This window comes from Bacillus sp. OV322 (assembly GCF_900112495.1).
In the GTDB taxonomy this organism is placed as follows: domain Bacteria; phylum Bacillota; class Bacilli; order Bacillales; family DSM-1321; genus Peribacillus.
Genome location: NZ_FOMA01000003.1, coordinates 347,505 through 369,239 on the forward strand (window position 1 = coordinate 347,505; position 21,735 = coordinate 369,239).

26 protein-coding genes are annotated in these 21,735 nt (G+C 42.1%); 21 read left to right on the forward strand and 5 right to left on the reverse strand.

Going from position 1 to position 21,735, the window contains the following annotated elements:
* The first annotated feature begins 16 nt into the window (after positions 1-16).
* Both BM126_RS09450 and BM126_RS09455 read left to right on the forward strand, forming a co-directional pair.
* Positions 17-379: a hypothetical protein gene (locus BM126_RS09450; RefSeq protein WP_090989265.1), complete on the forward strand. Its 363-nt coding sequence runs from the start codon at positions 17-19 to the stop codon at positions 377-379.
* 110 nt (positions 380-489) lie between these two features.
* Positions 490-822, forward strand: a complete 333-nt coding sequence (locus tag BM126_RS09455; RefSeq protein ID WP_090989266.1) for an iron-sulfur cluster biosynthesis family protein — start codon at positions 490-492, stop codon at positions 820-822.
* A gap of 60 nt (positions 823-882) precedes the next feature.
* Here BM126_RS09455 and BM126_RS09460 read toward each other — a convergent pair whose 3' ends face one another.
* Positions 883-1,497 carry a histidine phosphatase family protein gene (locus BM126_RS09460; protein WP_090989267.1) on the reverse strand — a complete coding sequence of 205 codons (615 nt, stop codon included), beginning with the start codon at positions 1,495-1,497 and terminating at the stop codon, positions 883-885.
* A gap of 334 nt (positions 1,498-1,831) precedes the next feature.
* Entirely contained in the window at positions 1,832-2,740 is a 909-nt protein-coding gene (locus BM126_RS09465) for an alpha/beta hydrolase (protein ID WP_090989268.1), read from the reverse strand.
* Positions 2,741-2,877: 137 nt separating this feature from the next.
* On the opposite strand from BM126_RS09465, the gene BM126_RS09470 reads away from it, so the two are divergent.
* A complete protein-coding gene (locus BM126_RS09470; RefSeq protein WP_071350424.1) occupies positions 2,878-3,141 on the forward strand; it encodes a YqkE family protein in 264 nt (87 codons plus the stop codon).
* Positions 3,142-3,202: 61 nt separating this feature from the next.
* Here BM126_RS09470 and BM126_RS09475 read toward each other — a convergent pair whose 3' ends face one another.
* Together BM126_RS09475 and mciZ are read right to left on the reverse strand one after the other, a co-directional pair.
* Entirely contained in the window at positions 3,203-4,126 is a 924-nt protein-coding gene (locus BM126_RS09475; RefSeq protein ID WP_090989269.1) for an aldo/keto reductase, read from the reverse strand.
* A 57-nt stretch (positions 4,127-4,183) separates the two neighbouring features.
* Entirely contained in the window at positions 4,184-4,366 is a 183-nt protein-coding gene (gene mciZ, locus BM126_RS23145) for a Z-ring formation inhibitor MciZ (protein WP_090989270.1), read from the reverse strand.
* A gap of 73 nt (positions 4,367-4,439) precedes the next feature.
* Between mciZ and BM126_RS09485 the strand changes: the two genes are divergently transcribed.
* Both BM126_RS09485 and BM126_RS09490 read left to right on the forward strand, forming a co-directional pair.
* Positions 4,440-4,994: an NUDIX hydrolase gene (locus BM126_RS09485; RefSeq protein WP_090989271.1), complete on the forward strand. Its 555-nt coding sequence runs from the start codon at positions 4,440-4,442 to the stop codon at positions 4,992-4,994.
* Positions 4,991-6,163 (forward strand): endonuclease Q family protein, encoded by a 1,173-nt coding sequence (locus BM126_RS09490; RefSeq protein ID WP_090989272.1) that lies wholly within the window; start codon positions 4,991-4,993, stop codon positions 6,161-6,163. The genes BM126_RS09485 and BM126_RS09490 overlap by 4 nt, the downstream gene beginning before the upstream one ends.
* Before the next feature lie 54 nt (positions 6,164-6,217).
* Here the strand turns inward: BM126_RS09490 and BM126_RS09495 are convergent, their stop codons facing one another.
* On the reverse strand, positions 6,218-6,781 hold the full coding sequence (locus tag BM126_RS09495; RefSeq protein ID WP_090989273.1) for a GNAT family N-acetyltransferase: 564 nt from the start codon (positions 6,779-6,781) through the stop codon (positions 6,218-6,220).
* Positions 6,782-6,956: 175 nt separating this feature from the next.
* Here BM126_RS09495 and spoIIM point away from each other — a divergent pair, with 175 nt between their 5' ends.
* The 16 genes from spoIIM (at position 6,957) to BM126_RS09580 (ending at position 21,436) form a co-directional block, all read left to right on the forward strand.
* Positions 6,957-7,604, forward strand: coding sequence for a stage II sporulation protein M (spoIIM, locus tag BM126_RS09500; RefSeq protein ID WP_071350419.1), 648 nt, complete (start codon positions 6,957-6,959; stop codon positions 7,602-7,604).
* A gap of 109 nt (positions 7,605-7,713) precedes the next feature.
* The gene (locus BM126_RS09505; protein WP_090989274.1) at positions 7,714-8,178 is read left to right on the forward strand and encodes a ferric iron uptake transcriptional regulator; all 465 of its coding nucleotides are present in this window, start codon (positions 7,714-7,716) and stop codon (positions 8,176-8,178) included.
* A gap of 224 nt (positions 8,179-8,402) precedes the next feature.
* Positions 8,403-8,630 carry a YqzK family protein gene (locus BM126_RS09515; RefSeq protein WP_090989276.1) on the forward strand — a complete coding sequence of 76 codons (228 nt, stop codon included), beginning with the start codon at positions 8,403-8,405 and terminating at the stop codon, positions 8,628-8,630.
* A gap of 5 nt (positions 8,631-8,635) precedes the next feature.
* Complete coding sequence (gene xerD / locus BM126_RS09520) at positions 8,636-9,529, forward strand: site-specific tyrosine recombinase XerD (RefSeq protein WP_090989277.1); 894 nt, start codon at positions 8,636-8,638, stop codon at positions 9,527-9,529.
* A 519-nt stretch (positions 9,530-10,048) separates the two neighbouring features.
* Positions 10,049-11,236 (forward strand): phosphopentomutase, encoded by a 1,188-nt coding sequence (gene deoB, locus BM126_RS09525; protein WP_090989278.1) that lies wholly within the window; start codon positions 10,049-10,051, stop codon positions 11,234-11,236.
* A gap of 11 nt (positions 11,237-11,247) precedes the next feature.
* Positions 11,248-12,063: a purine-nucleoside phosphorylase gene (locus BM126_RS09530; RefSeq protein ID WP_090989279.1), complete on the forward strand. Its 816-nt coding sequence runs from the start codon at positions 11,248-11,250 to the stop codon at positions 12,061-12,063.
* A 61-nt stretch (positions 12,064-12,124) separates the two neighbouring features.
* On the forward strand, positions 12,125-13,429 hold the full coding sequence (locus tag BM126_RS09535; protein ID WP_090989280.1) for a pyrimidine-nucleoside phosphorylase: 1,305 nt from the start codon (positions 12,125-12,127) through the stop codon (positions 13,427-13,429).
* A 145-nt stretch (positions 13,430-13,574) separates the two neighbouring features.
* A complete protein-coding gene (locus tag BM126_RS09540; protein ID WP_090989281.1) occupies positions 13,575-14,741 on the forward strand; it encodes a D-alanyl-D-alanine carboxypeptidase family protein in 1,167 nt (388 codons plus the stop codon).
* Between the two features lie 119 nt (positions 14,742-14,860).
* Positions 14,861-15,211, forward strand: coding sequence for an anti-sigma F factor antagonist (gene spoIIAA, locus BM126_RS09545; RefSeq protein ID WP_071350409.1), 351 nt, complete (start codon positions 14,861-14,863; stop codon positions 15,209-15,211).
* Position 15,212: 1 nt separating this feature from the next.
* Entirely contained in the window at positions 15,213-15,653 is a 441-nt protein-coding gene (gene spoIIAB, locus BM126_RS09550) for an anti-sigma F factor (RefSeq protein ID WP_071350408.1), read from the forward strand.
* A 13-nt stretch (positions 15,654-15,666) separates the two neighbouring features.
* Entirely contained in the window at positions 15,667-16,425 is a 759-nt protein-coding gene (gene sigF, locus BM126_RS09555; protein WP_090989282.1) for an RNA polymerase sporulation sigma factor SigF, read from the forward strand.
* A 301-nt stretch (positions 16,426-16,726) separates the two neighbouring features.
* Complete coding sequence (locus tag BM126_RS09560) at positions 16,727-18,019, forward strand: NCS2 family permease (RefSeq protein ID WP_090989283.1); 1,293 nt, start codon at positions 16,727-16,729, stop codon at positions 18,017-18,019.
* A 290-nt stretch (positions 18,020-18,309) separates the two neighbouring features.
* Positions 18,310-18,921: a stage V sporulation protein AA gene (locus BM126_RS09565; RefSeq protein WP_090989420.1), complete on the forward strand. Its 612-nt coding sequence runs from the start codon at positions 18,310-18,312 to the stop codon at positions 18,919-18,921.
* Positions 18,911-19,333: a stage V sporulation protein AB gene (locus tag BM126_RS09570; RefSeq protein WP_090989284.1), complete on the forward strand. Its 423-nt coding sequence runs from the start codon at positions 18,911-18,913 to the stop codon at positions 19,331-19,333. The genes BM126_RS09565 and BM126_RS09570 overlap by 11 nt, the downstream gene beginning before the upstream one ends.
* Before the next feature lie 62 nt (positions 19,334-19,395).
* Positions 19,396-20,013, forward strand: coding sequence for a stage V sporulation protein SpoVABEA (locus BM126_RS09575; protein ID WP_090989285.1), 618 nt, complete (start codon positions 19,396-19,398; stop codon positions 20,011-20,013).
* Positions 19,958-21,436, forward strand: coding sequence for a spore germination protein (locus tag BM126_RS09580; RefSeq protein ID WP_177201378.1), 1,479 nt, complete (start codon positions 19,958-19,960; stop codon positions 21,434-21,436). Before BM126_RS09575 ends, BM126_RS09580 begins: the two co-directional genes overlap by 56 nt.
* Positions 21,437-21,735 lie beyond the last annotated feature (299 nt).

Consider the following 21,735-nt stretch of genomic DNA (forward strand, 5'->3'; position numbering starts at 1 on the left):
TTTTGAAGGGGATTTCATGAAGAAGATTACTTCAATTTTATGTTTATTAATATTATTAACGGGCTGCATTGGACCGGGATTATCGGATTCTGAACATAAGATTACTGAAAAATACTTGCTGATTAAGAATGGCAGCAATAAATCTATCTTAGTTAAAAGAGTAAATGGTTCGGAATTTAAAGAATTAAAAATTCTAGTTCCCGATACTGTTATCTCAACAGCCGTACATAATGGCTGCATTTTTGCTAAGCAGCAAAATTACAGTTTGGAAGAACATAAGCTGGATAAATCTCAAAACTACTATTGGATCATATCAATTTCTTCAGAACATGTTGTGGGGCCTTTGAGTCTCGAAAAAATTCACCTATATTTTAAATGATTTAGAGATAGGTTCTGAGGTTAAATGGGTAAATAATAATATGCTGAAAATGTAAGAAAATGAAGATATACTTATATAATATATGATAGGTCTATGCTGGGAGGTGCATGATGAAGATTGAATGGACAGAGGCAGCCATGAAAAAGATCCAGGAAAAATTAAATGGAACAAAAGGATTTCTCAAGCTTAAATACGATACCGACGGATGCGGCTGCGTGGTCAGCGGCGTTACAGCACTATGGCTCGTTGATGAAATCGATGAGGAAGACATAAAAACAGAAACAAGCATTGGAGATATTTATCTGGAAAGATCCAAACTGATCTTTTTGGACGAAAGCATGAAAGTCGACTTTTCTCCTGAGGCAAATAGCTTTATGCTGAAAACATCAAATGAAATCCTGAACCCGCGGCTCGGCTTCTATAACCGTACCGCAGTAAAATAAGAAAAAGCGAAGGCTCCAGTTGGAGAAACCTTCGCTTTTTCTATTATGAGCAGTAAATTTTTATTGTTTCATATGGGTTGTATCATATTTATATACAACCTCGATGAACTTATTGTTTACTTTAACCAAAGTCAAGCTTGCTGACGGTATGGCTGGTGTTGACCATAGGTTTTCAAGTGTGTTTTTTTCAAAGTAATTCATTAAAAGTTTAAGTGCAATAGAATGTGTCACTATAAGGACATTTTCAAATGGATGCTGATTAATAATATTTTGAACGGTCTTCACCATTCTTTCTTGGACATGAACAAATGGCTCTACAGTGTTATGAGAAAAAAGATGAGGCGTTTTCCAAAAAGATAACCATTCTTCAGGGTTTTTCTTTTCATTTTCCTCAAAAGTCTTACCTTCCCAATTTCCAAAAGACAGTTCTCTTAAATGATTATATGCAATTACATCAAGAGGTTTTTCACCTCTAATTATTTCGGCAGTGTGAATCGCCCTGTTGCTTGAACTTGAATAGATAGCATCCAATGAAACATCCGATAATCTCTCCGCCAATTGCTTTGCCTGTTTTATTCCTCTATCAGTTAAGGGAGAGTCTTTCCAACCTTGCATAAGTTTCTTAGTATTCCAAACAGTTTCTCCGTGTCGTGTAAGATATAATTGTGTACTCATTTCTTTTCCCCATTTTTTCTTCTCTCTGCCGTTTGTTCTTTTTCGAGTAAAGCCTTTAGCTCAAAAATATATACTCTTTCAGCGATGCCAATTTCCTGTTCAGGAATTTGTAAAAAAGAGTTTTGTACTCAGAAGGCAAAGAACGCTTCCTAGGCCAAAACCCTATTTGCTTAGTCTCTGATCCTATGAACAAAGCGCTTGCGCTTTTTTATTTAATCCAGCTTCAGCGCTTAGCCTCTCGAGGTCATAAGTCACGCAAGAATTGAAGGCAAAGAGCGCCTTCTATTCTTACGCGTCTTATGCTGGTCGAGGCTGGACAGGCGCTTGCGCTTTTTTATTTAAACACCAGTTCTTTTAAAAATTGGTCGATTGCTTCTTGGTATTCTTGGCTATTTTCGTTATAGGATTGGGCGTGTGCTCCGTATGGTGCGAGGTAGAGCTGTTTAGGGCCTGTTTTTTCCTGGTACAGTTTTTTTGTCATGTCAGCGGGAATGAATGTATCCGGCAGGCTATGGATAAAGAGGACCGGCTTTTTAATGTTTTTGATAACAGAAATCGGCGAAACCTCGCTTGTCCAGTAGCCGTCGCGTATTTTAATAAAAGTCCTGCCAATGGGAAGAATCGTCCAGGATGGAAGTTTGACTTCTTTTTTGATCTGATGCTTCAACTGGTCCTCGAAATCAGAAAAAGGACAGTCTGCAATATAAAAGTCACATGCATCCTCGAGCATGCCGGCATACAGCAGCAGTGTGGCAGCACCCATGGATTCTCCGTGGATTCCAATAGTGATGTCGGGTCCCTTCCGGCTTTTTAGTTCATCCACAACAGCTTTCAAATCGAATTTCTCATAATGGCCATAGCTGCTCGTTTTTCCCCCGGATTCACCATGCCGCCGGTGGTCGTAAATAACCGCATTGAATCCGCGCTTAAGAAAGATGTTCATATATTTAATGGAATTTATTTTATTTTCGGTAACTCCATGAGAAATAATGATCCATTTGTCTGTGTTGTTCGGTTCTATGAACAGGCATTTTAAGCCGTAGCCAGACGGAGAATTAATAGTAATCTCACTTTTTGGCAATTCAGCGAAGTGCTTCATATCAAGCCTTTTTGCTGTAATCTCTCTGTTTTGGATAAAATCTTCTTCTTTTTTCTTCATATACATGATCCGATTGGAAAAATACATGCCGGCACCCATCGTATAGACAGCCATGCCTGCAGCTGCAGCCCACCACTTTTTCATATTGACCTCCCAAGAGACATTTTTATTCCTTATTATATACACGGCGTGTGCGGAGAGCCAACTCCAAAAATGTCTGATATAACCAGCAGGGCAAGACATGATATAATATTTGTGAAGATGGTAAGGGGGTCATAAGAATGAAAAAGAAAACTTCAGGAAGAAATAATCAAAGAAAACCTGAAAGAGAGCAGGCCAATGATTCATTAAGGCTTGGTGATTTCATCAACGGTGATATTATGTCAAAGCTCCGTGAAAAACAAAAAGAGCTGGCAGATGCGGAAAGTGCAAAAAAAGAAGCAGAAGAAGCAAAAAAGAAGGAAGAACGCAGACTGCGCGAAAAAAACAAATCCTTCGAGGAGCTGCTTAATGAAAGCAGCACAGACTGGAAGAACTTTAAATAATGTAAAACGGGCAATGACTTGGGAAAAAGTCATTGCCCGTTTTACATTTTGCTTTAATCTGCTACATATCCCGGTGTGCTTCATATTTGCTTGATTTGGTCAGTTCTTTCAATAGGACAATTTCCTCTTCTGTAAGAGATTGCGCTCTGGCTGCCCGGCAATTCTGCTGAAGCTGCTCAACCGTGCTGGCTCCAGGGATGACAGAGGCCACCGCTTTATGCGAAAGCACATACTGCAGGGCAGTTTCATTAAGGTTTCTAGGAGAAAGCTTTTCCTTAATGCCAGGCAAAATGTCTTTCAATTCTTCATAGCTGTAATCCAGATATCCGTTCTCCTTGATGCTGCTTGAGGCCTTGTCAAGCATCTTATCACTCAGCAGGCCTTTTGCAACAGGGCCTCTGGCTATCATACTGATCCCGTTATCGATCAGCAGGTTCATCCATTCTTCTGGCCGCCGGTCAAGAAGGCTGTATTGCATCATAACAGAAGAAATAGAAGATTTCTCTGCGTATTGCCTAATCACATTCGGGCGGATGGAGGAAATCCCGTAGTGCCTGATAAGGCCTTCCGCTTTAAGCTCTTCAAAGGCTCCGATCACCCCGTCTATATCATCTTCCATTGTGCCGCCGTGCAGCTGATAAAGATCAATATAGTCGGTGCCGAGCCTTTTAAGGCTGTCTTTCACGGCAGATTTAAGGTAACTTGGTGATGCATCCCAATGCCAGCTGTCTTTGGATTCATTCCAGCGGTTGCCTGCCTTTGTGGCGATTACCACCTGATCCCGGACTTTCTTAAGTGCATGTCCGGCAATTTCTTCATTCGTGCCAAAATCATATAAATCCGCTGTATCAAAATAATTTATGCCTTCATCAATTGCGGCCGAAATAATGGTTTCCGCCTGTTTTTTATCCGTGCCAAGCGACATGCAGCCGAGTCCTATTTCTGAAACAAGCAAATCGGAATTCCCCAATTTTCTCTTTCTCAATGCGCTCCACTCCTTTATATTACTTGCTATTTATATTGTAAAGGAGCGGGGTGACAATCACAAAGAATTCAATTTGGTTGGGTGTTCATTGACTAGGCATGCTTCAGCCGGCCTGGCATGGACATTTTCAATCCAGTCTGTGACAAAAATATGCTGATTTTGCAATTCCTTCAGCTTGTGCCTGATTTCCCACGCTTTCCCGGCAAACACCACACTCTTATCCAATACATATATCTTCATAAAAACAACCTCCGCTGCTAGTATGGTAAAATGTATGAACAAACATGCATTATGTAGAACAAGGAGTGGGAATATGAATAAATTTGAAGAGAAAACACTATCAACAGACAAGATTTTTGAAGGAAAAGTAATTAAGCTTCAGGTGGATGAAGTCGAGTTGCCTGATGGAAAAACAAGCAAAAGGGAAATTATTAAGCATCCAGGAGCTGTCGCTGTTATAGCTGTGACTGAGGATAATAAAATTATCCTGGTGGAGCAATACCGCAAAGCGCTTGAACGAAGTATTGTAGAAATACCTGCAGGAAAACTGGAAAAAGGGGAAGAGCCTAAATACTCTGCTGAAAGAGAATTAGAAGAAGAAACAGGGTATGAGTGCGAAAGAATGGAACTCATCAACTCTTTTTATACTTCGCCAGGCTTTGCTGACGAACTTGTTCATGTATTTCTTGCCCATAACCTGAAAAAGAAAGAAAATGCTGCGCCGGCTGATGAAGATGAATTTGTCGAGCTTATTGAAGTTTCGCTTGAGGAAGCACAGGCATTTATCAAAGAAGGCAAAATCCGGGATGCCAAAACTGTTTTTGCCATTCAATATCTGCAATTGCAGCAGGCGCTGGCAAACTCTTGAATTCCTACTTTGCCGATCTGCATATCCACATCGGCAGGACAAGCAGCGGGAGGCCGGTGAAGATTACAGGATCAAAGACGTTAACGTTAAGGAATATTTTAAAGGCGGCAAGCGAAAGAAAGGGCTTGGATTTAATTGGCATTATTGACTGTCATTCGCCAGAGGTTATTGCGGAAATTGAGGAAATGACCGGTAATGGCGAACTCACAGAAGTGGTCGGCGGCGGCCTCCAATACGGCAAGACAATCCTTATACCAGGATCTGAGATAGAAATTTATGATGCTAATTGCAATGGCCCGATCCATGTGCTGGCGTATTTTCCTTCCATGGAAGTAATGAAGCAATTTTCCGGATGGATGAGCGGGCATTTAAAGAACATCCATTTAAGCTCGCAAAGAATTTATGCGGATGGCAAAACGCTTCAGAAAACGGTGAAAGACATGGGGGGATTATTTATCCCGGCACATGTTTTTACACCATTTAAAAGCTTATATGGAAAAGGGGTAAAACACAGCCTGAGGGAAGTGTTTGATGAAGTGCTCATTGACGGGGTAGAGCTTGGGCTCAGCTCGGATACAGATATGGCACAGGGCATTCCTGAGTTAAGACAGTATGTGTTTCTTACCAATTCGGATGCGCATTCTTTAGGGAAGCTGGCAAGAGAGTACCAAAAATTTGAGCTTGAGCGACCGTCATTTCATGAATTGAAGCTGGCGCTTAGAGAAGAAAGCGGAAGACGGGTCTCCGCTAATTATGGACTTAACCCTGAACTCGGCAAATATCATGGAACAGTATGCGGAAAATGCTTCACGAGTGTGAAGCAGGATGCCAAGACCTGTCCGGTATGCGGAAGCAGGACGATCATTAAGGGCGTTTCGAACCGGATTGAAGAACTCTCTCAGCCCCTTGATTCCTTTAAGCAAAGAAAGAGGCCGCCGTACATCCGCCAGGTGCCGCTCGACTTTATTCCTGGAGTGGGCTCAAGGACGATGGAAAAGCTGCTTCACGCATTTGGGACAGAAATGAATATTTTGCACAGTGCCGATTATGATAGCCTGAAGCTTGTGGTTCCGGAGAAAATTGCCGGTTACATTGATTTGGCACGGCAAGGGAAATTGAATTTCAATGCTGGGGGCGGAGGCAAATATGGGAGGATCATTCCTTCTTAGCCTGAAGCGCAACCAAATGAAGAGGGGAAGAGCAATTTGCTCTTTCCCTCTTCATTATTTTTGGATTTTAGCATATATGCAAGTATCACGCAGATTTTTCCCATCTGCCGTCAGGCCGTCATTTCGGAGAATCCCCTCAAGCGGATATCCCAGTTTTTCCGCAATGCGCCGGCTGCTGATATTGTTGGGATCACAGCGGATTTCTACTCTATTTGCACCATAGTAATCGAAAGCAAAGGCTGTAAGAGCTTCTGCTGCTTCTGTCATATACCCCGTTTTTCCATAGCGTGAATCAATCCAGTAGCCAATTTCGAATTTCGGCAGCTGCCAGTTAATCCTGTGCAAACCTGTTGAACCAATAAAAACATGATCTTCTTTGCGGTAAATATGCAGCCGTATGTCTTCTTTTAAAAGGAATTGAGCATACGATTTAATGACGTTCTCCTCTGTTTCCTCCAAAGTCTGAAACCTGGTTGCAAAAGCAAGCCAGGGAGCAAGCTCCTTTCGGGATGCGGTGATTGCCGCATGCACAGCCTGTCCATCCCCCGGCTGGCATGGACGTATATAAAGCCTGTCCGTTTCTATTTTTTCAGGAAATTCCCGTAAAATAGCATTCATATTTATCACTTCTTTCTTAATATTTAAAAAATTATATCACAGGAAGCTTGGTGAAACTTAAAAACGGAAAAATTTAGCCGGTCCCGGCTTCTCTCTTTTATATCTGCTGCATGGCTTGTCATAAATGGCAGGGAAAAACATAGAATCTAGTAAGAGATAAATGGGAGGATGAAAGATGAAGAAGAGATCTGTCATACAAAACGCAGCAATTAAACATATTACTGAACATTCCTCATTATATGTATTTGTCACTGTACTTTTTCTGATGGGTGTAATATTTGGCGCCATCCTTGTAAATTCATTGAGCCCTGCCCAAAAGGATGATTTATTTTATTATCTCTCGCAATTCTTCGGCCAGGTTTCTCAGGGGAAGATTGCCGCTAACCAGGATATGTTCTTTCAAAGCCTGACACATAATATCAAATATATAGCAGTTATCTGGATATTGGGAATATCCGTGATAGGACTACCTGTCATCCTGATTCTATTATTTTTAAAGGGTATGGTTGTGGGATTTACTGTCGGCTTCTTAGTGAACCAAATGGGGTGGAACGGATTTTTATTGTCATTTGTTTCGATATTGCCCCAAAACATATTCATCGTCCCGATTTTCATCATCATCGCTTCACTGGCCGTGTCCATCTCGATGAAGATGATAAGGCGGATTTTCCTCAAACAAATCAGGGATCCGCTAAAACCAATATTTACCCGCTATATTTTTTCGTTAGCTTTTTCGATGTTTTTTCTGATTGCAGCAGGCATTCTTGAAGCCTATCTTTCACCGCCGCTTATGAAAAATGTGGTAAGCTTATTAAATAAGTGAACCGAAAAGTGTAAAAAGGAACAAATTTTTTCTGTGAACATGAAATGTATTTTGACACTTTTCCTTCATTTGATATAATAATATAGATAGCGGCGCGGGAGGGAAAAGTATGGAGAACAGAATTGAGAGAATAAAAAAGCAGTTGCACTCGTCCAGCTATAAATTGACGCCTCAGCGAGAAGCGACCGTCCGCGTTTTACTTGAACATGAAGAAGATCATTTAAGCGCCGAAGACGTTTACCTCCTGGTTAAAGAGAAATCGCCTGAAATTGGCTTGGCAACAGTATATCGGACACTTGAATTGCTGACTGAACTGAAAATAGTTGATAAAATTAATTTTGGCGACGGGGTATCCCGATATGACTTAAGGCAAGAAGGCGCAGCTCATTTCCACCACCATCTCGTATGCATCGAGTGCGGTGCCGTGGATGAAATACAGGATGATTTGCTAGAAGACGTTGAAGCAATTGTGGAACGGGATTGGAACTTTAAGATAAAAGACCATAGATTGACGTTTCATGGCATATGCTACAGGTGCCAGTCGAAAAACGAAGACGAAGATGAAACTAAATAATCACTACATAGCCTTTTCCTCCGGGAGAAGGTTTTTTATTATTAAATGTGCATCCCGCTTTGCCGGAATACAGAGGCCCAAAGGATGGAATACAAGGCGCTTGCGCTTTTTTATGTATAAATCTTGTCCGTCTTGGCATAAATTGAAAGAAAAGGGCCTTGCGGCGGATGCTGGTGAATTTCCAGCGGTTTCCGGGTGTTGCAGGGGCGGGATGGAGGAATGGCATGAGGTCGTCATTATCACTGGTGCTGCACACAGCGAAGGTTATGGTTCTCTTTGTCAGCTTTACTGTTCTTTTTTATATAGGAATGGTATGGTTAAATCAGGAATATCAGGATTATCATCGTTATGACGAACCAAAGGGGGCAGCGATTAAGGTCACGAATGCCATGGAGCCTGAAAAGGAAACATGGGTGGACCGGCTGATGCTGTTCTATAAAAACGGGGAGTAATGTTAATGGAAGATCAGATAAGAGATTTTATGCATTTTTTGACTATTGAAAAAGGCCTGGCGAAAAACACGCTGGTATCATATGAACGTGATTTAAGATCGTACATGGCTTATGCTGTGAATGTTGAGGAAATGAAGTCCTGGAATGATGTGCGAAGAGTTCATATTATCCATTTTTTAGCCCATTTGAAGGATTCCGGAAAATCCAGCAGGACACTTGCACGGCATATTGCTTCGATTCGATCCTTCCATCAGTTCCTGATCAGGGAAAAAGCTGCCGATCAGGATCCTTCCCTGCATTTAGAAACGCCACAGCAGGAGAGGACACTGCCGAAAGTGCTGAGCATGGAGGAAGTTGAAGCATTGCTTGAAGCGCCTAAGATCCTTGATGAATTTGGCCTGCGGGATAAAGCCATGCTGGAGCTGCTTTATGCAACAGGCATGAGGGTCAGCGAGCTGATAAATCTTGAAGTGAATGACGTGCATGCATCAATGGGATTTGTGCGATGTATCGGAAAAGGGAATAAAGAAAGAATTATTCCAATCGGGAAAACGGCTCTGGATGCAATTGAAGCCTATATGAATAAAGGCAGAAATAAGCTTGCGAGCAAAAAGCATAGAGCTGATACCCTATTTTTGAACCATCACGGAAACACACTGACACGCCAGGGGTTTTGGAAAATATTAAAAAAGCTTGCGCGTGAAGCACACATAGAAAAAGAAATTACGCCGCACACTCTCCGCCATTCCTTCGCAACACATTTGCTCATGAATGGAGCGGATTTGCGGGCTGTGCAGGAGATGCTTGGACATGCGGATATTTCCACCACACAAATTTATACACATGTGACAAATGTAAGGCTGAAAGAAGTTTATTCGAAATTTCATCCGAGAGCTTAAACATATTGAGAGAATAGGATATTGATAGAGCGGGCGGGCAAAATAGCCGCTCTATTTATCTTTAAAAGGCTCTTTTATTGATTGTTGTTTTTAAGAAGTTCTGTGAGCCAATCATATTGTTAAAGCAGGCTGATTGGAGCGTGAGGTCCTGTTAGATTAGCGGGACGGTGAGACCCCATAAGCACAGCTGGGGGAGGCTCACCGTCCGCCTCGCGGAAAGCGAACGGAAATCACACGCATGTTGAACAGCAGCAAAGTTTACGAAAAAAGCCTTCAAAAAAAATCAGCACCCTGTGAATTTTTTATTTGAAGTTAATAAGGTAAATCGTTTACAATATAGAAGTCAGACTTCTGACATTAAAAACGGTTACATATAAATCAAGATTATAATCAAGCTTAACGGGTAAAATAAAAGAGATGAAAAAAACCATTCCAGCCTGGAATAATAGTATGTCAAAATGAAGTAAAAACAAGCTTATCCACAAAATAAGAAGATTTGCTATTTTAGGAGGAATTCACATGAAAGAAGCTTCTGCATTTAAAAGGATTTTCGTTGTAGTAATGGATTCTGTGGGAATAGGTGAAGCACCCGATGCTGAGTTGTTTGGCGATAAGGGAGCCGATACCTTCGGCCATATTGCTGAGAAAATGAATGGATTAAACATGCCGAACCTCGGAAAAATGGGGCTGAGCAATATCCGCGAGATTCAGGGCATCCAAAAAGCCGAACAGCCGATTGGCTATTATACTAAGATGAAAGAAGCATCAAGCGGGAAAGATACCATGACAGGACACTGGGAAATCATGGGCCTTAATATCAGCACACCATTCCGTGTGTTTCCAAATGGATTTCCCGAACTGCTTATAAATGAGCTTGAAGCAAAAACAGGCCGCTCCATCATAGGAAATAAACCAGCGAGCGGAACAGAAATCCTGGATGAGCTTGGCGAAGATCATATGAAGACAGGTGCTTTGATTGTTTACACTTCTGCCGACTCTGTGCTGCAGATTGCTGCGCATGAAGAAGTTGTTCCTCTTGAAGAGCTTTATAAAATCTGTGAAATCGCACGCGAGGCCACATTAAAAGACGAATTCAAGGTCGGACGTGTTATTGCAAGGCCGTTCAAGGGAGAGCCGGGGAATTTTAAGAGAACTTCTAACCGCCATGATTATGCTTTAAAACCATTTGATAGAACGGTCATGAATGAACTGAAGGATGCAGGCTTAGATGTAATCGCTATCGGAAAAATCTCTGATATCTTTGATGGCGAAGGAGTGACAGAGTCACTTAGAACGGTTTCAAATATGGATGGCATGGATAAATTGGTGCAGACACTTGATATGGATTTCACAGGAATGAGCTTCTTGAACCTGGTAGATTTTGATGCACTGTACGGCCACCGCCGCGACCCGATTGGATACGGCAAAGCGCTTGAAGAATTTGATGCCCGGCTTCCTGAAGTGTTCGAGAAGCTGAAAGAAGATGACTTGCTGATCATCACAGCTGACCACGGCAACGACCCAGTTGCACCGGGAACGGATCATACGCGTGAATATGTGCCATTGCTTGTTTATTCAAAGAGATTTACAAACGGTAAAGAGCTCGCTGTCAGGGACACCTTTGCTGACATTGGTGCTACAGTTGCAGCCAACTTTGATGTAAAAATGCCTGTTTACGGGAAAAGTATTTTAGGCGAAATTGAATAAGGGGAGTTTGGATGATGTTTGAACAATTAGAAAAAGCAGCTTCTTTTATTAAAAGCAAATGGGATGGCACGCCAGAAGTCGGCCTGATTCTTGGATCCGGCCTTGGCGTGCTTGCAGATGAAATTGAAAACGCGATTGCAATTCCTTATCAAGAAATTCCGGAGTTCCCTGTATCGACGGTTGCCGGGCATGCTGGCCAGCTGGTGCTAGGTGAGCTAAGCGGGAAAAAGGTCATTGCAATGCAGGGCAGATTTCATTTTTATGAAGGTTATTCCATGGAAAAGGTCACTTTTCCTGTACGTGTGATGAAGCTGCTGGGAGTGGAGAAACTAATCGTCACAAATGCTGCCGGCGGAGTGAATGAAAGCTACAAGCCAGGAGATTTAATGATTATATCCGATCATATTAACAACATGGGGACAAGTCCTCTTATTGGGGGCAATGATGAAAAATTCGGTCCCCGTTTCCCGGATATGTCTGAAGCCTACAGCAAGGACTTAAGAAAGCTTGCAAGGGAGATCGCAATTTCACTTAATATCAGTATTCAGGAAGGCGTATATGTCGGCAATACCGGCCCTGCGTATGAAACACCTGCAGAAGTAAGGCTTGCAAGGGTCCTTGGGGGAGATGCAGTTGGAATGTCGACTGTACCGGAAGTAATCATTGCAAGCCATGCAAAGATGAAGGTGCTTGGCATTTCCTGCATCACCAATATGGCTGCAGGCATCCTGGATCAGCCGCTTTCGCATGAAGAAGTAATCGAGACGACTGAAGCAGTACGAAGCAGCTTTTTAAGCTTTGTAAAGGAAATTGTAAAAGCAATTTAAGTACACATATATAGCATGAAAAGCACATCAGGGCTATAAATAAAAAAAAGTGGTGACTCAAATGAGAATGGTAGACTTAATAGAAAAAAAACGTGACGGCAAGGAACTGGCAACGGAAGAAATCAACTTTATCATTTCGGGATATACGGATGGATCAATTCCTGATTATCAAATGAGCGCATTATCCATGGCTATTTATTTTAAAGGAATGAGTGAAAAAGAACGCGCAGATCTTACAATGGCAATGGTGAACTCAGGCGATGTTATTGAATTGTCTGGAATCGAAGGCATTAAAGTTGACAAGCATTCAACAGGTGGAGTGGGCGATACCACTACATTGGTGCTTGGCCCGCTTGTTGCAGCTGTAGGGGTGCCGGTAGCGAAAATGTCTGGCCGCGGACTTGGCCATACGGGAGGCACAATTGATAAGCTTGAATCTGTAGAAGGCTTCCATGTAGAAATCGAAAATAAAGAATTCATTGACTTAGTCAATAAGAACAAGATTGCAGTAATCGGACAAAGCGGCAATCTGACTCCAGCGGATAAAAAACTGTATGCACTTAGGGATGTAACAGCAACTGTAGACAGCATCGCCTTGATTTCAAGCTCGATCATGAGCAAAAAAATCGCAGCAGGCGCGGATGCTATCGTTCTTGATGTTAAAACAGGAGCGGGAGCTTTCATGAAAACGCTGGAGGATTCTGAAGCACTTGCTAAGGCTATGGTAAGCATCGGAAATAACGTAGGCAGAAATACTATGGCTGTTATTTCAGATATGAGCCAGCCTCTAGGATATGCAATCGGTAATGCCCTTGAAGTGAAGGAAGCAATCGACACGCTTAAAGGAGAAGGCCCTGAAGATTTAACAGAACTTTCATTAACACTTGGCAGCCATATGGTTTATCTGGCTAAAAAAGCGGACTCCCTGGAAGCTGCAAGGAAAATGCTTCAAAAGGCAATGGAGGATGGATCTGCTCTTCAATCTTTCAAGGTCTTCCTTGAAGCACAGGGCGGAGATGCATCTGTTGTCGATAATCCGGAAAGATTGCCACAGGCGAAGTATACCTTTGAACTTGAAGCAAAAGAAGATGGCTATGTATCTGAAATCGTAGCAGATGAAGTCGGTACGGCAGCTATGATTCTTGGTGCAGGCCGTGCGACGAAGGAATCTGTTATTGATCTGGCTGTCGGTCTTGTTCTTCGCAAGAAAATTGGTGAAGAAGTGAAAAAAGGCGAATCTTTAGTGACCATCTACAGCAATTTTGAAGATGTAGAAGCAGTTAAAGAAAAATTGTATGAAAACATTACGGTTTCAAGCGGAAAAGTAGAGAAACCTGTGCTTATTCATAAAGAAATCACAGAATAACAACCGTATATAAAGCTGGCTGGAACACAATCATGTGTTTCAGCCAGCTTTTTTTTGTGCTTTATTTTCATCTTTCCTTCTTGTGTCTGTATAAAATTGGAACACTTGGAAAAAATGGTTGGTATTAAGATTGGAGGGTTTGGAGATGAAGCGAATTCTTTCTCTGAGTATGACAATATTACTGGCAGCAAGCCTACTATCACCATCAGCCTTTGCGGCGAAAAAAGAAGGAAATCAGCTGGCTGAAAATGCAAGCTCAGCCATATTGATTGAAAGAGACACAGGTGCAGTTTTATATCAAAAAAATTCTGATCAAAAGCTTCCGCCGGCGAGCATGACCAAAATCATGACAATGCTACTAATCATGGATGCGGTAGACAAAGGAGAATTAAAGCTTAACGAAAAAATCCGTACAAGTGAATACGCAGCATCAATGGGCGGATCACAGATTTTTCTTGAGCCTGGAGAAGAAATGACTACTGAACAAATGCTTCGCGGAATTTCAATTGGATCAGCCAATGATGCTTCGGTAGCAGTTGCCGAAAGGCTGGCAGGGTCTGAGGAAGCCTTTGTTAAAAAAATGAACGAAAAAGCAAAAGAGCTTGGCCTGAAAAATACGAGATTTCAAAATGCAACAGGACTTCCGGTCAAGAATCATTATAGTACCGCACATGATATGTCGATTATGGCCAAGGAATTATTAAAGTATGATTTAATCACTAAATTCACAGGGACCTATGAGTCTTTTCTCCGCGAAGGGACAGATAAGAAATTCTGGCTGGTTAATACGAACCGCCTTGTAAAGTTCTATCCTGGTGTGGACGGATTGAAAACAGGTTTTACCAATGAAGCGAAATATTGCTTGACCGCAACGGCTAAAAAAGGAAATATGCGGGTGATCGCGGTCATTTTTGGTGCGCCATCTCCTAAAGAACGCAATGCACAGATTACAAAGATGCTGGATTACGCATTTTCACAATACACCACACATCCTATATATAAAAGAGACATAAAGCTTGGTGAATCAAGCATCTCAAAGGGCAGCCGGAAAACTGTTACGGGAGTTACCAGTGAGCCTATTTCTGTATTGACGAAAAAAGGAAGCTCGGCCAAGGATTTCACTCAGAAAATCACCATGAAAAAACAGCTGAAAGCTCCGATTGAACGCGGAGATCAAATTGGGACCCTTAAGATTATAAAGGATAATAAAGTCATTGTGACTTCCCCGATTGTGGCACGCGAAAATGTGAAAAAAGCGAATTGGTGGGAACTATATAAAAGGGCCTTTGGCATGTTTTCACAAACAAAGTAGCGGGTTTTGTCAGAATTAAACTACTTTAGACGAATGGACGCAAGTTTTGCTTTAAGGAAGGATAATGGCAGGATAAACTAGAATTTCACTTCTTATAACAGATAAGGAGGGCTGTATAAGTGAGTCTTGTCATTAACATGGAAGCAAAAAACCATATATTATGCATTCGTCTAAAAGGAGAGTTAGATCATCATACAGCAGAAAAACTAAAGAACCAGGCAGAGGCGGCAATTGCCAAGCATTCGATTAAGCATATCATCTTAAATCTTGAAGAACTGAGCTTTATGGACAGCTCAGGGCTTGGCGTAATTCTGGGCCGGTATAACCAGGTTAAACATAATGGCGGCGAAATGGTAGTCTGCGCAATCTCTCCTTCTGTAAAGCGGTTGTTTGATATGTCAGGTTTGTTTAAAATAATTAAGCTTGAACTATCCGAAGAAAACGCTTTGCAAAGATTGGGGGTTGCGTAAAATGAAAAACAATATGGAAATTAAGTTTAGTGCATTAAGCCAAAATGAGTCATTTGCCCGTGTCACGGTTGCTGCATTCATTGCACAGCTTGATCCGACTATGGATGAATTGACAGAAATCAAAACGGTGGTTTCAGAGGCAGTGACAAATAGCATCATTCACGGCTATGAAAATGATCCGGAGGGAATTGTCTATATCTCATGTTTAATTGATGGAGATACGGTAGAACTGACAATCCGTGATGAAGGTCTAGGGATAACGAATGTAGATGAAGCAATACAGCCTCTATATACGACAAAGCCTGAACTTGAACGGTCAGGAATGGGCTTTACCATTATGGAAAACTTCATGGATGAAATGCGCGTTATTTCCCATGAAGGCGAAGGCACCATCATTCGATTAAAAAAGCACTTAACTAAAAGCAAAGCATTGTGCAATTGAGGGAGATTTGCATATGGATGTGGAGGTTAAAAACAAAAAGAGCCAGGTCCATTTAAAAGATGATGAATTGCGGAGATTAATCCGGGACAGCCAGAATGGGGACCAGGCAGCTAGGGACAAAATTGTCCAAAGCAATTTAAGGTTAGTATGGTCTGTGGTGCAGCGTTTCATGAACAGAGGATATGAACCAGATGATCTATATCAGATCGGGTGTATTGGCCTTTTAAAATCCGTCGATAAATTTGATCTGTCATTTGAAGTCAAGTTTTCCACTTATGCAGTCCCCATGATCATTGGAGAAATACAGCGTTTTATCCGTGATGATGGCACTGTCAAAGTTAGCCGCTCCCTAAAAGAGATGGCCAACAAAATACGCAGATCAAAAGAAGACCTGTCCAAAACCTATGGCAGGGTGCCGACGGTCAATGAATTGGCGGAACATTTAGAGCTGTCGCCTGAAGAAATTATCATGGCCCAGGAAGCAAGCAGGAGTCCTTCCTCCATTCATGAAACGGTGTATGAAAATGATGGAGACCCTATTACCCTCCTGGATCAGATTGCTGATAATTCAGGAACCAAATGGTTTGATAAGATTGCTCTGAAAGAAGCCATTCAGGAATTGGATGAGCGCGAACGCCTCATTGTGTATTTGCGCTATTATAAAGACCAGACACAATCTGAAGTAGCTGTGCGCCTAGGCATATCTCAGGTGCAGGTATCCAGGCTCGAAAAGAAAATCCTTCAGCAAATGAAAGACCACATGAATCAGTGATTCATGTGGTTTTTTACTGTGTTTGAAGACATACTAGGATTATTGTGCAGCTTCCACCCTCAGGGAAGTTCCCATTTTCTCAAATTACCTGGCAGTCAATGCTTCCCATAACCCATAAATAGTGAGTGCTCCTGCCAGTTGAAACGGTATAGATCTTAAAAAAAACCTATTTTTGTATTTTTGGATAAGTAATTTACTCTGTTTTTAAAATATAGGTTGAAATCAAGCTCAAAAACGAATATTATAGTAAATGTTGTTTAATTTATTCGTTTTTTTTGACGATGTGGAGGTTTTACTAAACATGCTGGAAAAATATTTCTCCTTAAAGAAAAACGGCACATCAGTGCGTACAGAGATAATGGCAGGGCTAACGACCTTTTTAACAATGGTATATATCGTAATAGTGAATCCGGCCATTCTTCATTCTATAGGAGTTCCGTTTGAACAGGTATTCATGGCTACTGTTATTTCAGCCGTTATCGGTACTCTGATTATGGGGATCTTCGCTAAATATCCGATTGCCATCGCGCCCGGTATGGGTCTCAATGCATACTTCGCAAGTGTCGTAGGCTCGCATGGACTTTCTTATCAAACTGTTTTTGGCACGGTGTTTCTTGCCGGTCTTATATTTCTTTTATTAAGTGTAACGAAGCTTCGCGAAATGATCATCATTGCCATTCCAAGTTCCCTTAAGTACGGAATCACTGCCGGCATTGGTTTATTTATTGCCTTTCTTGGTTTAAAAGACAGCAAGATTGTTGTCCCGAATAAGGCAACAATGGTGGCACTTGGGGACTTTAGCGATCCCATCACGCTTCTCTCCATTGCGGGGTTATTCATCACACTTATACTTATAGTGAGAAATGTGAAGGGCGCCATGTTTTTCGGTATGCTGATAACCGCCATTCTGGGGTATATTTTTAACCTTCTGCATATCAATGGTGTAGTATCCGCGCCACCTGCTCCTGTATTTTTTGATGTAGACCTTGGCGGGGTGTTTACCCATAATTTATATGCTGTAGTATTTGCCTTTTTGCTTGTTACGATTTTTGATACAACTGGAACACTTATAGGTGTGACAGAACAGGCTGGATTAATGAAGGACGGACAAATACCAAGAGCCAAAATGGCGTTTCTCGGTGATGCATTTGCCACAACGATTGGCTCACTATTCGGTACAAGTCCTTCAACTGCCTATGTTGAATCAAGCACAGGCGTTGCCGCAGGCGGAAGAACAGGTTTCACGGCTATTATCGTAGCCATTCTCTTTGCATTATCCATCTTCTTCTCGCCGATTATTTCTGCCATTTCATCACTTCCATCCATTACAGCACCTGTATTAATTATCGTCGGCTGCCTGATGATGGAGGGACTAGCAAAAATAGACTGGAAAACATTTGACGAAGCTTTTCCGGCATTTGCCATTATCCTTGTCATGCCGCTGACATCAAGCATCTCAACGGGTATTGCTGTCGGATTCATCACATACCCGCTATTAAAGCTTGTATCAGGGAAAATTAAAAGCGTTCACCCGCTGATCATGATTTTCGGCGTAGTATTCCTGATTCAAATGATCTTCTTCCCTGCACATTAAAAAAAGCGCAAGCGCTCAGAGGATCAAAGACTAAGAACGCCGCGTCCTGCGGCAACGTCTTTGTGACCCCCATCCTGGGGGCCCTCGAGAGGCCAGTTGCTGAAAAAATCAAAAATCAAACCTATATTTATTTAAATGCATGCCTTTGCCGAGGCATGCTTTTTTGCATGTGATAATTCACAGATGTCTTTTAGCAATATATGGACTTTACCATTACCATGTATATAGCCATGCTGCTTAACCATACTAAAAAATAAAGTAATGTTGTACAGGGTGTGAGATTAGTGGATATGGTGTATGTAAGAATGCGCAACCGCATCCAGGTTTTTCAGGGGCAGGAAATTCTGGTTAAGGACACAGCAAAATTAATCGGGCCCGAAAATATTGTAAGAAATCTGGAACAAATTCTCCTTAAAAAGGTGGAGATAGCTGATCAGAACATCATCGTTATTGATCTTGTACATATGATTGGAATCATTACTAAAAACGACCCTTCCATTGAGATTCAAAGTATTGGCCCAGCACAGACCATCGTGGAAGTCATCATCAAGAAAAAAGAGGTTTCCATTATAGCCTTCTCTGCTGTCTGGCTTCTCTTATTTATTGGAGCGGCTATTACCATTATGAATTTTCACGAAGACGTAAGCATGAGAGCGGTACACCAGCATCTGTATAAGATGATAACAGGAAAAAATGAAGCAAAGCCATTGCTGATTCAAATTCCTTACAGTTTCGGTCTCGGCATCGGCATGATCCTGTTTTTTAACCACTTTTTCAGAAAAAGGTTCAATGAAGAGCCAAGCCCCCTTGAAGTGGAAATGTTTAATTATCAGCAAGATTTAGATCAATATGTGATCATGAATGAAAATGAAGAAAGCACCAGGAATCTAGATGACAGGTAAAATTGTGGCCAGCCTATTTGTCGGACTTGCCGGGGGTTTTTCAGTCGGAGCAGGATATGTGGCCTTCTTAACTGTTCTTGGGGTCATCCCCAGATTGACTCAGCTTACAAAAACGATGAAGATGATACATTTTTATGAAGCAGCTGTCGTGGCTGGAGTGCTTGCAGGCGGATGGATGAGCCTTCATGATTATTCCTTATGGCTGACCCGGTTTATTTTAGTGCCGATTGGGCTTGCGGATGGGATTTTCAATGGAATGCTTGCTGCAGCACTGACAGAAGTTTTAAATGTTTTTCCCATCCTTGCAAAGAGAATTGGGATTCAAGAAAAGATTATTTACCTGATGATGGCCATTGTACTTGGCAAGGTGGCCGGTTCATTATTTCAGTGGATTGTATTTGTTGATTTATAAGTTCGGCACAGCCTTACATGCAAGATATCCGGAAAGATTCTTAAACTGAAAGGGACATTCTAATGGCAATCAAAAGGAAGGTCATTTTAATTACAGATGGAGACGAATATGCCAGGAGGGCAGTGGAGCTTGCTGCCATGGAAGTAGGAGGGCGCTGCATTTCACTTTCGCATGGCAACCCGTCTCACCTTTCAGGCCCGGATGCTGTCAGGCTAATAAAAAAAGCAGCGAATGATCCTGTCCTTGTCATGTTCGACGACAGCGGCCTCGTCGGGGAAGGTCCGGGGGAAACATGCATGCGCTATGTTGCCTCCCATTCCGATATAGAAGTACTTGGGATTATTGCTGTTGCTTCAAAAACAAGACACGAGGAATGGACAAGGGTGGACGTTTGCATTGACCGGGACGGAAATCTAACTCCAAATGGTGTAGATAAATTTGGAGCGATAGAATTTGAGACCGGAATCATTGCAGGAGATACTGTTTATTGCATTGATCAGCTGAACGCCCCCATCGTGATTGGTATCGGTGACATAGGGAAAATGGCAAAAAAAGACGACTACCGTATTGGATCGCCTATTACCCTGCTGGCAGTACAAATCATCTTGGAAAGGAGCGGTTTTATTGGTGTCGGAAAAAAAGAAAATCATCCCGATTCCCCAGAAGGTTTCGGAAGCTGAACAATATATGAAAGACCATGTAGGACTTGGAAAGAGCTTCGATCTTGGTGTAAGGAAATTTATCGTACTCAATAAAGAAATACAGCTGTACTATGTAAATGGGCTTTGTGATACCCGATTTATTATAGAGATACTCGAGGTCCTTGTCGGGCTGAATGACCGGGAACGGAATACATCTAAGGTATTTGAAATCGTTAAGAACAGGATTGTCAATCAGTCTGTAGCAGAAATTGATGACATGGAACAGCTGATTTTCCAGGTTCTTTCCGGTTTAATCGTTATATTGGTGGACGGGAGCTCAAAGGGACTTGTTGTTGATGTCAGGAGCTATCCTGGCAGGCAGCCGATGGAGCCTGACACTGAAAAGGTTATCCGCGGCTCGCGTGACGGATATGTAGAAAACATTATCCTTAATACGGCATTGACGAGAAGGAGAATCCGGGACGAAAGACTCCGGCTGGAAATGCACCATGTCGGCGAGCGTTCCAGGACGGATATTTCAATCGGCTATATCGAAGGACTGGCAGATCCAGATCTTGTGGATGTGATCCGGAAGGAAATAGATAGTATAAAAATAGACGGAATTACGATGGCTGATAAAACGATAGAAGAATTCATTGTCAAACAGGGGTACAATCCATATCCGCTCATCAGGTATACAGAAAGAGCGGATGTAGCGGCTGCACATCTTTTGGAGGGACATGTCATCATTATCGTGGATACGTCTCCAAGTGTCATCATTGCCCCAACTACCATGTTCCATCACATGCAGCATGCTGAAGAATACAGGCAATCTCCTGCGGTAGGGACTTTAGTCAGGTGGGTCCGCTTTATCGGCATCATTGCCTCACTGTTTCTTTTGCCGCTGTGGTTCGTTTTTGTGCAGGAGCCTTCACTGCTTCCTGACCAGCTTGGCTTCATAGGTCCCAATAAGCATACGCATATCCCCATTATCGTCCAGATTTTTTTGGCGGATATAGGGATAGAATTCTTGAGGATGGCTGCCATTCATACACCGACACCTCTTTCGACAGCAATGGGCTTGATTGCAGCGGTCCTTATCGGGCAAATTGCCATCAGTGTGGGCTTATTTGTTCCGGAAGTCATACTATATGTCTCAATTGCAGCAATTGGAACGTTTCTGACCCCAAGCCTGGAATTGGGTGTAGCTAATAAAATCTCACGCCTTTTCATACTGGTTCTTGTAGCGATTTTCCATGTACCCGGATTTGTAGTGGGCTTTACTATATTCCTCTTGTTTCTTGTAAGAGTGAAAGCGCTCAGTACTCCTTATTTATGGCCTTTTATCCCGTTTCGCCCTAAAGCCTTAACGCATATTTTATTAAGAAGACCGATTCCTGGCTCTACAATACGGCCGAGCATCGTTCACCCTGGAGATAAATACAGGCAGCCCAAATCCTGAATTTGGTTGATGTTGTGAGAAAGTTATGATACTTTATTTTAATAAGACAAAGCGTTAAAATACTAAAAATACATGAACACAGCATGAGCCGTTTCTAAATAGCGTTATGCGGACATAATGCAAAGCAGGCAGTGCGGCAATATTATATTCCGGTGAAAGCTTTGCCTGTATAAGTTTGATTTGTTTAATTAAAATGAGCGGCAGATGAAAACCCCGTTCATAGAAGTTCGACAATATGCCCGCCCCTGCTGTTTGTCATATAAAGAGAGGCTCCTGATTGTAAGGAAAGGAGAGGGGAA